Consider the following 10,752-nt stretch of genomic DNA (forward strand, 5'->3'; position numbering starts at 1 on the left):
TTCGCACTCAGAGGTCGGGCGAAGGGGGAACGCGTCCGCGTTGGTCGGCACGGTCGGGCATGCGTCAGAGGGTGAAATCATTACCACGGCAGCTCTGACGGCCGTCGTTTCCACCACCAAGCACTCGCGTGTGCACCTGCCACGATCCCGTTCGCCTCTACGAGGGCGCAGCCGTCGTCATGTTCGGTGAGCTTCATGAATTCAGCGTCTATGTGCTCGGCCAGTTCCCGCAGAAGCTCGCCCGCCGGTTGCCCGATGTCGTCGCGTGCTCTGAGGCCGGCCTCGTACATGTCCGCTGAGCAGCTTCCCGTCGGCTGCCATCCTGACCCCATGCGCCGTACCATTCGCTCCCATTCCGCCAGAGCGGTGCGCGCCCGGTAAAGCGGGGTACCGACCACATTGGATGATTCCACTGTGGTGATGAAGCGCCCTGTGAGGGGGACAGGTGTGGGGTACTCGCGAACGATTTCATCCAACGGGGCAGCGGGGCCCCCTGGGAGACATGCAACCTTGGACGTGACTGCGTCAATTACATCGACGTCGAGCCGCGCCGCCCGCTGCGCCGGGTCGTCAGCGGGAAATCGATGACGCGGTACGGTGCCTGCCATCTGTCGGGCCCTACTTCCTGTCCGTAGCGTCGTATGGACGACGCCCCTTCGGCCCCCTTTCCGAGGCAGCCGTTCAACGGGCATCATGACCTGCGGTTAACCCGGTTGAGCCGTCGGCCCCGGCAATGGGATCGTCGATAGTCGTGAGCACCAACGACTTCCTGGCACACGCGCCGCAGTACTCGACCACCGGCGAGCTTCTTTCCGCCGCCGCGCGGCAACGCGGTATGGCCGTCGAAGTCCTCCCGGCGCAAGGCGGCGCGGGTGCGCTGCGGGGAAGGCAAGGCGGCCACTACTTCGGCGGGCCGCTGTACGCCACCGGGATCGTTGACGATCTCGACGTCGCCCTCCTGGAGCCGACAGACGACTGGCTGACGTCCTTGCCTCACGAGTACACGCTGCGAAAGGTCGTGTCCTCCACCTTGGGCGAGGCCCGGCGTCTGACCCGCCCCGCCTTCGTGAAGCCACCGAGCGCCAAGTCCTTTCCGGCCGCGATCCATAGCGACGGCAGCACACTGCCCCGGCCGACGGACCTGCCAGCGGAAACGCCGGTTCAGGTCAGTGACGTCGTGACGTGGGTGCGGGAGTTCCGTCTCTTCGTGCTGGACGGTGAATGCCGTACCGGAAGCCAGTACGCGGTGTTCGGACGCATGGACTCGGCCCCGCTGCGGGGGCATCCCGACGAGGACGCCGTCCGGGAGTTCGCGACCGATCTGCTGGCTGCGCACGGCCACACGCTGCCCAGCGCGGTCGCGCTCGACGTGGGGCTGCTGTCGGCATCCGACAACGGCACGCAGGGCTGGGCCGTTGTCGAGGCCAACATGGCGTGGTTCGCCAACTGCTACGCGTCCGACCCGGATCGCGCCCTCGACGTGGTGCTACGGGCGGCCGGCCCACGGTCGCGACTGGCCGAACGGGACCGTGGGTTCTGCCGCCACCTCAAGGAGGGGTGAGCGGCTCAGCCGAACATCGACTCCAGCCAACCGGAATCGTCTTCGCTCTTCGCCACACGAGCAGTGAACGACAACGGGATACCCACCTGCTGAACAAGGTCGAGGGCACTGGCTTCCAGCTTGCACACCGAATTGGTCTTCACAAAGCCCGAAACATCGACACGCACCTGAAACCCCTGCTCCTGAAGCCCCACCAGCTCTCCCCGCAGCGGGAGCAGCTCGCCGACCAGATCGCCGATCTGCCGCTCGAGATCCAGTGAATTCTCATCAGGCGCGTAGACCCACATGGTTGTGCCACGTGACACCGATCCCGCTGGCGCTTCCACGGTCGCACCCTCGAGACCGAGGGCCGCATCGACAACATTGGGAACCAGGCCGGGCTTGGTGACGACGAGAGCCGCACGCACCGATTCCCAACCGTGATTTCGATCAAGCATCAGCCGACCACCTGTGTGTTGATTTTCTTCTGATTTAACGCTCATTGACGTTCGGAACCACCTTGAGCGGAATCCCAAGGAGCGTGATTCGGAAAAGTAGTGCGTGGGGAATCGCGAACATCGCCCCGTCGCCCGTAAACCCGCGAACCTCAAGGCAAATTTCATGCCCGGATTGTCGAAGAACTGCCAGTTCGGCCAATTTCGGTTCGACAAGGGCCAGGACATGAGCCAGTTGTTCATCAGGGGCCGTCGCACCACGCTGATCGCACTCGATCACCCACAGGCCGTTGGCATCCTCAGCAGGACGCCAAGGGCTGGCTCCCGGCGCACGGGTAGCGCTGGGTTCAATCCCGAGAGCTGCCGTAACCGCGCCGGGATCAAGGTCGGACTTCTCAATAATGAGAGACGCCGAACTCAGCATCCAAGGCCCCTGGACGGCCACAAAATCATGCATTTTATATTCCAGGTCTCCTGAAGTGAATCGGTCTGCATGCATTTTAGAACTCGATCTCACGACAAGCGGCCCAGTGCACGTCACCCATGTCCGACTTCAGCAGCTTGGACAGGAAAGTTCGCTGGCTCACCGTCGTTGACTTTTCCATGATACTGAACCCCCCACCGATCCCCGCAGCCGGCGCGTCCAGCGTGTAATCAGGAATTACGTCACCCGGGTGGAATTTCTGCACATATCCTCCCGGGTAGATGCCGGCCTCGACCGTAAGGCCGTTGAGCCCTGGCAGCAAATCGCCGTGCGGGACATAAAAGGAAATCGTAGTGCCGGGCGGAACTGTCATTTCGCCAGCTCCCCTTCGCAGGTAGCCATGCCCGGAGAAAACCGTTTGCCCATCAGGTCGACCGCCCTTGAATACGCGAGTCGCGTAGTAGTGACCGTCGTCAGGCGTGTAGCGAGACTTGTCGAGCATCTCTGGCCTACGGTCCATAATTGCCTGCTTCACGTCCTCCGGAGCAGGCAGCGGGTCACCCGTACCCCGGTGCCCCTCGTCAAACGGGCCACCGGAGTGGCTCGCCGGCTCACCGTGGTGGACCATTCCATTATCGGCGCCATGGTGCCCGTCACCGTGGTGAACCTTTGCATCATGGCCGGACATAGGTTCTGTGTGGGAGGCCTCACCGGTAGCGGGGTGGTTGCCGTCACCGGCACCATGCCCATCGTGAACATGGCTCCCACCTGGCGCCGCATGGTCACTTGCATGGGTTGCGGAGTTCTCTGCAGCCCCGTGTCTGCCCGCGTGGGATGCGTTGTCCGTACCCCCGCCAGCTTTCTGCGATGACGCGTTGTCCGAGGTGTGTGAGTCCCCGCTGCCCACGGGCTTTTCGGGTGCGTGGCCGCCCGAGGTGTGAGTCCCATCGCCCGGGTGCGCCGACCCCGTCGGCCCACCCGCCCCGTGCTCCACGTGGCTAGGCCCACCCGCGCCTTCGAGGACCTTCGCTTCTTCCTTGACGGGTGCGGTGTCGTGCTCCCTGACGTTGGGCAGGTCGGCCTTGTTCGGCTCCCTGACGGGTTCGGTGTCGGGCACGACGTTGCCATGCTCGTCCCTGATGTGGCCGTCGTTGCCGATGACGCGCTTGTTGCCCTCGTGGTCGATGTACTCACGCCCGGGGGGCGTCTCGCCAGAGCCGGCCGAGTGGGACGGAGTCGCGGGCGCTTCGCCCGGGTGCGGCGAGGCCCCGGTGGGCATATTGCGCGCCATGTCGTCCACGCCCGCCGTGCTGGCCTTCAAGCCCGCCATGAGGTCGCCGACCTTGAGTTTGGCGACGCTCCCGGCCTTGATGACGTACGACATCGGGTCGAGGAGTACCCCCGCCTTGCCCGCCACGGTCGCCATCTTCGCGCCCGCGCTCAGCTTTCCGGCCTCGCCGGCCTGGCCCGCCTTGCCGAGCTTGAGGAAGGAACCCGCGCCGAGGGTGACGATGTTGAACGCCACCGCGCCGCCCGCTCGTGTGGGGTTCTTGCCCCACTCGTCCCACGCGACGAAGGACTTGCCGAATTGCCGCAGGGCGGCCTTCTGCCTGTCGGTGTCGCTGTGGTCGGTGGGGCCGAACATCTTGTCCATGGCCCAGTCGTACGGCGTCATGATGTACGCGCTGATGCCGCCGAAGACGTCACCGATGCCCGACCAGGTCTTCCGCCAGGTGTCCTGGTCGAAGACGTTGACCATGTGGAAAAGACCCTTGATACCGCCCCAGGCCCCGTCGACGAAGAAGCCCTTCAACGCGCCGCCGACGTGGTGCTTCGTCCCCTCCCACACCGCGCGCAGGCCCGTGTACTGGCGGTCGTCGGCCGTGCCCCAGGGTGTCTTCTTGGCGTCCTTGACGTCGCTTTCCTTGAAGCCGTACATGCCGGGCTTGTGCGAGCCGTCGTCGACGACGAAGTGCAGCTTGCTGCCCACCAACGCCAAAATCCTGTTGGCGTGGTCGCGCTCCACGCCCTGGAAGGCCACCCAGGTCAGGCCGACCTCACGGACAAGTCGCCGGTTTTCGTCAATCTTGTCCTGGTCCTTCCGCCAGCCGTCGTCGTCCTTGTTCTCCGCGACGAACTTCTTCGCGTCCTCACGGAGCTTGTCCATCTTGTCGACGAGCGGCTTCGCGGTCGTCGCGAAGCTGTGCAGCGCACTGCTGGCGGACTCCAGCTTCTTCGCGAACTCATCCGCCTTGTCCCGCACCGGGACCGTCGAGCTGAGCAGATGTTCCTGTTCGGGGGCGTCGTAGACCGCGTCCAGGGCCTGGAACTCCGTGTGAACGTCCTTGCCCGTGGTGCGGATGCTGGAGGCGGTCTTCTTCAGAGAAGCCGCGTGCTTCTCCAGCTCCTCCAGCTTGCCCGTGAAGGTCGGTATCTTCCCGAGTTCGATCACTTCTTGGGCCCCCGCCCCTTCTCGTTCACGGCCCCGCCCGGGCCGCCCGGCTCGATGCCCCACTTCAACACAACGTCTCCCCCTCGTGCGAAACGTTTCTTCGTCACGTGACATGACACTCTGCCAGGTGCCACTGACAGCCCTACGAGGAGGGCAACCGGAATGCGCCCCGCTTGCCTCCCCGCTCGGCCCACTGACGGCCGGGGGGCGGCATGAGGTTGAGCGGCCCGAACCCGTACATGCAGAAGCCCACTTCGGGCTCGCTGTCCTCGGGACTGCAACCGACGGTATTAGCCGAGGTGCCGGGCGAAGAACCTCAGTGTGCTCTCCAGCTCGAATGCCGGGATCTCCCCGTGCTTGCCGGGGTTGGCGTGCAACGTTTTCTCAGCCGAGGCCAAGGCGTCGAACAGCGCCAGGCTCTGAGCCCGCGGCACCCGCTCATCGTCCCATTGCACCAAGAACTCTACGGGGACCGTGATCCGCGCGGCGGCCTCGGCCGACGCCAGCACTCCGCCCAAGCCCAGTACCGCCGCGCGGACGCGCGGTTCGGCAGCGACGAAGGGAACACCGAGCCCGCATCCCAGCGAGACCCCCCAGTAGCCCACCGGGCCGGCACCAACGTGCGCAAGTTGCTGAACCGCGTCCAGGACGGCTCGCCATTCCGGCACAGTCCGGCGGGCCACGAGTGCCTGGAAGCCGGCGATCAGGGGGCCCAACTCTTCACCGGCTTCCACGCGAGCCTGGTTCTCCGTCGCGATCCGGTCGTATTCCTCGACCTTCGGCCGGTCGCCGTGGGCGGGAACGTCGACCGCCACGACCGCGAACCCGCATTCGGTCACGAAGCGGCGTGCACGGGCCAGGATGTCAGGAGTCTTCTTGTGTTGACCGCCTCCGTGTCCCATCAAGACGAGAGGACGAGTGGCGGCGGCGCCTTCCGGCGTCCACAACACGCCGGGAATCTCGCCGAGGGTGAAGAGCTGTTCGCGGACGCCGTCGGACGACGTCTCAGAGATGAAGCGCATAGCGATTCATGCCTTTCGGGATGCCTCTGCGGGCACTCCCTAGGCCATGCGAGGGAGGGAGGCCCGACCTGTCAAAGTGTTGATCGGTCTCACCTCCTCAGTTCGCAGCAGTGCACGGCGGCAGGAACGTACCACGAAGGCGAGGCGGCGGAACGCCGGCCCGGGCAGCCCAACCGGCCATCCGAAGTGGGGAGCGAGCCTGGCTCACGGCCACCCGACGGGCCGACTCGGACGGCCTGAACGCCGCCCGCGCACATGGACGTACCCGGCCCCCCGGCAGACGCCTCTGACCAGCCCGGATCGATGCGCGCCACGGGTCACGAACGGGTCAGTTCACGACCACGATCGGACGCAGACGGTCATCCCTAACCACGCCTCTGATCAGGGGAGTTGAGTGCGCACAGAGCGTGTGCGCATTGCGGTACGGTGACCGCGAATCGGTTGCTTCGTCACGAGAACGAAGCGGCCCCCGACGGTGCGCCAACACCGGTCGAGGGCCTTCACCCACGAGGACTTAAACCAGAAGGAGTCCCGGGATGCTCCGGCATGTTATCGCCCCTGCGCGTTTCTTCTCCCAGGTACCGAACGACATCCTTCGCCACCCGCGCCTGTCCGCGACCGCCGTGCGCCTGCTGCTGTGGCAGCTCTCGCTCCCGGAGACGGAGACGAAACGGCTGTCGGACACCGCCGACAAGGCGGGGATCAAGAAGTCCGCGTTCATCCGCGCCAAGCGGGAACTGATCGCCGAAGGCTACCTCCACGAGTGGCGCCGCCAAGGCGACGGCGGCCTGTGGGGAACGACCCAGCTCCTCTCCAACGTCACCCTCACCAAGGACGAGGCCGTAGCCCTGCGCGACGGGGCCTCACCACCGAGTGCCCCCAAACCGGCCCCCGGCCGGCCGACCACCCCGACCGTCGGCCATTACCCAACAAACACAGAGGGGAACAAGGAGAACCCTCCCTCCCAGCCCTCCCACGTTCCCGCTCCGCTGATCGAGCGCGGAGGGCTGATCCTCGCCTCCGTCTCCCACAAGGAACGCCGACTCCGGCTCAACGGACGCGACATCCAACGACTCGCCGCCCTCGCAGGGGAATGGCTCCTGCGCGGCGCCACAGCCAAAGACCTCCGCGAGGCGCTGACGGACGGGCTCCCCAGCCGTGTCCACTCCCCCGCCGCCCTCGCCCACAACCGCCTCACCCGCAAAATGCCCCCAGTCCCGGCCTTCACCACCCCCGCACCCCCGAAACCGCAACCTCTACGCCCCTGCACCGGCCCCTGCGAACGCGTCTTCCGACCCCTCGAAGACGAAACCAAATGCCGCACCTGCCGCCAGGAAGACGCCATCGCATTCAGCGGAGGTGGCGGCGGCGCGGGCGGGATGTTCGCTCAACCGGCATTCTGAGCAGCCGGTATGACGAGTACCGCTCGACGCCGCACCTCTTGCACGTGGCTTTGTCGACTGTGCGCGTCCACCCGGACAAGTGGGGGCAGGCGGAGACCAGACGGCCCACCACGCGGGTCACGGGTGCGCCTCACGCTGATGTCGACCCATGAGGACGGCGGCATCGGTCATGGCCGACTTGTCGCCACGCTCCTCGGCCGTACGCCGGTGGTCCCTGATGCGCTCGCACTCGTCACACCGGTCCGCCGGGTCGGCGGCGCGGCACTCCTCGTAGGTGGCCAACCGCAACGCGGTCGGCGGCACCTCCCACTCCCGCCCACCCCCCGGCCGCCGCACCTGCACCCGGGGCCCCACCCGCCCCATCACCTGCGCGAACGCCCCCGTGCGCGTGTCCACCACGTACGCGCCTTCCCGGTACGACATCACGTCCTGCCTCCGTATGCCCTGACTTCGCTTTTCCTTACGAGCATCGGTCCGTAGCAGTACGGTGACCAGGGGTAATGGCTTGAGACGTTTTTTATGGAAAATGAGAGGAACGATGCCCGCACCAAAGGAACTTGACCCGTCGAGGTCAATGGGCGCGCTCTACGGCAAGAAGGTACGGAAGCTGCGCATTCGCGCCGGGCTGACCCAGCGTGAGCTGGGGGAGAAGGTCCACGTCACTCACAGCCGGATCGCGAAGATCGAGCTGGGGACGGAGTCACTCCCGAGGCAGTTGTCCGACGCCCTGGACGATGCCCTCGGCGCGGACGGCGACCTGCGCGATCTGTGGGAGCACATCGGCTACACGCCGCCCTTTCCGTTCTGGTCCCAGCAGTTCTTCGAGTACGAGGCCAAAGCCACGCGAATGTACAAGTTCTCGCAGATGATTCCGGGGCTGGCCCAGACGGAAGAGTTCATGCGGGCGCTCTTCCAGGCTGGGGAGATCTACGGCGGGTTGGACCTCGAAACGAAGGTCTCCGTCCGCCTCGGGCGGCAGGCCATGCTTGACGCAGCCCCTCCCCCATGGCTGTGGATCATCCTGGACCAAGCGGTGCTCTACCGAATCGTGGGCGGGCGTGGGGTCATGCGAAGGCAGCTGGCTCACCTCTTGGCTCTGGCCGAACGGCCGTGCATCCACGTGCAGATCCTTCCGTACGAGAGCCCTGAGCCGATTGCGATGGGTGGCTCCATGACCATCCTCGCGCTCCCCAAGAAGGGTGATGTGGTGTACCTGGAAGGGATCCGATCCGGCGGCCTCATCGAAGAGCCGGAAGAGGTCGCAAATTACGCATTCGCCTACGACCGCATGCAGGGGAACGGCCTCTCACCGACGGCATCGGCGGATCTGATCCGCGAGGTAATGGAGGAGCGCTACCCATGCACACCGGACGATCCGACCTGAGCACTGCCGCGTGGTGGAAGAGCAGCTACAGCACCGACGCCGGTGACGACTGCGTCGAGATCACCGACCACATACCCGGCACCGTCCTCGTCCGGGACAGCAAGCACCCCCACGGCCCAGCACTGGCCCTTCCCGCCACGGCCTGGGCCGCCTTCGTGGGCGCGCTGAGCCACTGACGAGGAACCAGGTCCGCGACACGCGAAAATCTATCGCGACCGAGGTAGACATCCTCGGGCGCCTGGGGTTATGTTTTTCGCGTAGCCAAGGAAGTCAGACGGCGCGACAGAGACGAACTGGCGCGCACCGTGTGTGGCACGGCAGTGGAGTCCCGGGGCCGGGAAGTGCAGGAAGGTCCCGAGGCTGGCTGCCGGGTCGGGCGGCCCGGCAGGGGCCGCAGAGTATGTATCCGGCGCCGGCGAGTGGCGCCGGTTTCATCGGGGCCCTGGTGCCGTACGGCACCAGGGCCCCTCGACGCGTTCCCGAAAGCAGAGGTGCCAGTGCACGCTGAAACCAAAACGTCCACCATCGACCGTATCGACGACGACGACTATCCCGCGTACACCATGGGCCGTGCGGCAGAGATGATCGGGGCGACCCCCGGCTTCCTCCGGGCCATCGGTGAAGCGCGGCTGATCACCCCGCTGCGCTCCGAGGGCGGGCACCGCCGTTACTCCCGCTACCAGCTGCGCATCGCCGCCCGTGCTCGGGAGCTGGTGGACAGCGGCACCCCGATCGAAGCCGCCTGCCGCATCGTGATCCTTGAGGACCAGCTCGAAGAGGCCCTGCGCATCAACGAGGAGCTACGCGGGGTCGCAGCCGACTGACCGAACGACCGATCGACCGATCACGGGAGCCGATGGCTGCGAATATCTATTTTTGCAAGCACAGAAATTGGCGCCGCGCACGGTGAGGGTTTATGAGACGGCGGACGGAGTGAAATAACTTCTTGCGCCCGGCCGCTGACACCGTGCTACTGTTGATTTCAGTTGCAGTTGTGGTTCCCAGACTTCAAGTGCCCCTGTCGGCTTTACGCCGGCAGGAGCGCTTTTGCTTTTCCGGCGTTTGCTCTCCGGACGGGGTAATCATCGCGGCGACGCGGGACCGGCACAGTGCGGGTCCCCGCACCCCCGAAGGAGATATGACATGGCTACTGGCACCGTGAAGTGGTTCAACGCTGAAAAGGGCTTCGGCTTCATCGAGCAGGACGGTGGCGGCGCTGACGTGTTCGCCCACTACTCGAACATCGCGTCTTCCGGCTTCCGTGAGCTGCTTGAGGGCCAGAAGGTGAACTTCGACGTCACGCAGGGCCAGAAGGGCCCGCAGGCGGAGAACATCGTCCCCGCCTAAGCGCGACGACGCATGACGTAGCTGGGGCCCGCACCTTGGGGTGCGGGCCCCGGCTCGTTGCATTTCCGGGGCCGGGCGCCGCCGAGCGGCCATCCGCAGCCCCCGCAGCACCCCGCAGCACCCCGGCGGTACATCCCCGCCCAAAACTCTTCGGCCGGACAGCGATCCCGCCCGAGTTCCCCTGACCCAAGCACATGCCCGGACCGTAACCGTCCCCGCACGCTGCCGGTCATCTCAGAGCGCCGACGACGGCCGATTTTTTGATAATCGGGCCACGTCGCCGCCTTTTCTACGGTTCGTTCTTGCGATTCCCCGTGCCGCTCTCACTGCCGCCGGGAATTCCTCGATACGTGCCGTATCGAGGAAGGTTCCACATGAACCGCACAGTGCGTTCAAACGACCGTTACGCCCGTACCGCGAAGAGCGGTTCCACCGGCGGCGGCCGTAATTTCCGCTCCCAGGGATCCGGCTCCGGCTCCGGCCGGTCCGGTGGTTACGGGCGGCGTCCCGCGGCCCGTCAGGGTGAGTTCGCGCTGCCCGTCGGCACGACCCCGGGGCTGCCCGCCGTCACCACGTTCGCCGAGCTGGACATGCCCGCTCCCCTGCTGGCGGCGCTCGGCTCCCAGGGCATGACCGTCCCGTTCCCGATTCAGGGGGCGACGTTGCCGAACTCGTTGGCCGGGCGGGATGTGCTGGGCCGTGGCCGTACCGGTTCCGGCAAGACC

General features: G+C 65.9%; 12 protein-coding genes and 2 pseudogenes. 7 read left to right on the forward strand and 7 right to left on the reverse strand.

What is annotated here, in order from left to right; translation table 11 throughout:
* The first annotated feature begins 751 nt into the window (after window positions 1-751).
* The gene (locus tag ACZ6MA_RS32495) at window positions 752-1,561 is read left to right on the forward strand and encodes an ATP-grasp domain-containing protein (RefSeq protein ID WP_469438356.1); all 810 of its coding nucleotides are present in this window, start codon (window positions 752-754) and stop codon (window positions 1,559-1,561) included.
* Between the two features lie 5 nt (window positions 1,562-1,566).
* Here ACZ6MA_RS32495 and ACZ6MA_RS32500 read toward each other — a convergent pair whose 3' ends face one another.
* The 5 genes and pseudogenes from ACZ6MA_RS32500 to ACZ6MA_RS32520 form a co-directional block, all read right to left on the reverse strand.
* Entirely contained in the window at window positions 1,567-2,043 is a 477-nt protein-coding gene (locus tag ACZ6MA_RS32500) for a DUF4279 domain-containing protein (RefSeq protein ID WP_469438357.1), read from the reverse strand.
* Window positions 2,033-2,494 (reverse strand): DUF4279 domain-containing protein, encoded by a 462-nt coding sequence (locus ACZ6MA_RS32505; RefSeq protein WP_469438358.1) that lies wholly within the window; start codon window positions 2,492-2,494, stop codon window positions 2,033-2,035. The genes ACZ6MA_RS32500 and ACZ6MA_RS32505 overlap by 11 nt, the downstream gene beginning before the upstream one ends.
* Before the next feature lies 1 nt (window position 2,495).
* Window positions 2,496-4,871, reverse strand: coding sequence for a histidine-rich protein (locus ACZ6MA_RS32510; RefSeq protein ID WP_469438359.1), 2,376 nt, complete (start codon window positions 4,869-4,871; stop codon window positions 2,496-2,498).
* A gap of 172 nt (window positions 4,872-5,043) precedes the next feature.
* Window positions 5,044-5,145 (reverse strand): annotated as a pseudogene (locus ACZ6MA_RS32515) (Mobile element protein); the annotation flags it as partial.
* A 16-nt stretch (window positions 5,146-5,161) separates the two neighbouring features.
* Complete coding sequence (locus tag ACZ6MA_RS32520) at window positions 5,162-5,893, reverse strand: dienelactone hydrolase family protein (protein ID WP_469438360.1); 732 nt, start codon at window positions 5,891-5,893, stop codon at window positions 5,162-5,164.
* A gap of 536 nt (window positions 5,894-6,429) precedes the next feature.
* On the opposite strand from ACZ6MA_RS32520, the gene ACZ6MA_RS32525 reads away from it, so the two are divergent.
* On the forward strand, window positions 6,430-7,296 hold the full coding sequence (locus ACZ6MA_RS32525; RefSeq protein ID WP_469438361.1) for a hypothetical protein: 867 nt from the start codon (window positions 6,430-6,432) through the stop codon (window positions 7,294-7,296).
* On the opposite strand, the gene ACZ6MA_RS32530 is transcribed toward ACZ6MA_RS32525, so the two are convergent.
* On the reverse strand, window positions 7,244-7,417 hold the full coding sequence (locus tag ACZ6MA_RS32530; RefSeq protein ID WP_469438362.1) for a DUF6255 family natural product biosynthesis protein: 174 nt from the start codon (window positions 7,415-7,417) through the stop codon (window positions 7,244-7,246). The genes ACZ6MA_RS32525 and ACZ6MA_RS32530 overlap by 53 nt on opposite strands.
* The gene (locus ACZ6MA_RS32535; RefSeq protein WP_469438363.1) at window positions 7,414-7,719 is read right to left on the reverse strand and encodes a hypothetical protein; all 306 of its coding nucleotides are present in this window, start codon (window positions 7,717-7,719) and stop codon (window positions 7,414-7,416) included. Before ACZ6MA_RS32535 ends, ACZ6MA_RS32530 begins: the two co-directional genes overlap by 4 nt.
* Window positions 7,720-7,834: 115 nt before the next feature.
* Here ACZ6MA_RS32535 and ACZ6MA_RS32540 point away from each other — a divergent pair, with 115 nt between their 5' ends.
* From ACZ6MA_RS32540 to ACZ6MA_RS32560, 5 genes and pseudogenes are all read left to right on the forward strand, one after another.
* A complete protein-coding gene (locus ACZ6MA_RS32540; RefSeq protein WP_469438364.1) occupies window positions 7,835-8,680 on the forward strand; it encodes a helix-turn-helix domain-containing protein in 846 nt (281 codons plus the stop codon).
* Entirely contained in the window at window positions 8,656-8,856 is a 201-nt protein-coding gene (locus ACZ6MA_RS32545) for a DUF397 domain-containing protein (protein ID WP_469438365.1), read from the forward strand. Before ACZ6MA_RS32540 ends, ACZ6MA_RS32545 begins: the two co-directional genes overlap by 25 nt.
* Before the next feature lie 321 nt (window positions 8,857-9,177).
* Complete coding sequence (locus tag ACZ6MA_RS32550) at window positions 9,178-9,504, forward strand: MerR family transcriptional regulator (protein WP_469438366.1); 327 nt, start codon at window positions 9,178-9,180, stop codon at window positions 9,502-9,504.
* Between the two features lie 319 nt (window positions 9,505-9,823).
* Window positions 9,824-10,027 (forward strand): cold-shock protein, encoded by a 204-nt coding sequence (locus tag ACZ6MA_RS32555; protein WP_469438367.1) that lies wholly within the window; start codon window positions 9,824-9,826, stop codon window positions 10,025-10,027.
* A 374-nt stretch (window positions 10,028-10,401) separates the two neighbouring features.
* A pseudogene (locus ACZ6MA_RS32560) lies at window positions 10,402-10,752 on the forward strand (DEAD/DEAH box helicase); the annotation flags it as partial.

The organism is Streptomyces sp. NPDC042259, assembly GCF_055582085.1.

Excerpts from the sequence above, each read along its gene's own strand:
- ACZ6MA_RS32540 (WP_469438364.1), top strand. The coding sequence starts at position 7,835 with ATGCCCGCACCAAAGGAACTTGACCCGTCGAGGTCAATGGGCGCGCTC.
- ACZ6MA_RS32505 (WP_469438358.1), bottom strand. The coding sequence starts at position 2,494 with ATGCATGCAGACCGATTCACTTCAGGAGACCTGGAATATAAAATGCAT.
- ACZ6MA_RS32545 (WP_469438365.1), top strand. The coding sequence starts at position 8,656 with ATGCACACCGGACGATCCGACCTGAGCACTGCCGCGTGGTGGAAGAGC.
- ACZ6MA_RS32525 (WP_469438361.1), top strand. The coding sequence starts at position 6,430 with ATGCTCCGGCATGTTATCGCCCCTGCGCGTTTCTTCTCCCAGGTACCG.
- ACZ6MA_RS32535 (WP_469438363.1), bottom strand. The coding sequence starts at position 7,719 with ATGTCGTACCGGGAAGGCGCGTACGTGGTGGACACGCGCACGGGGGCG.
- ACZ6MA_RS32520 (WP_469438360.1), bottom strand. The coding sequence starts at position 5,893 with ATGCGCTTCATCTCTGAGACGTCGTCCGACGGCGTCCGCGAACAGCTC.
- ACZ6MA_RS32500 (WP_469438357.1), bottom strand. The coding sequence starts at position 2,043 with ATGAGCGTTAAATCAGAAGAAAATCAACACACAGGTGGTCGGCTGATG.
- ACZ6MA_RS32555 (WP_469438367.1), top strand. The coding sequence starts at position 9,824 with ATGGCTACTGGCACCGTGAAGTGGTTCAACGCTGAAAAGGGCTTCGGC.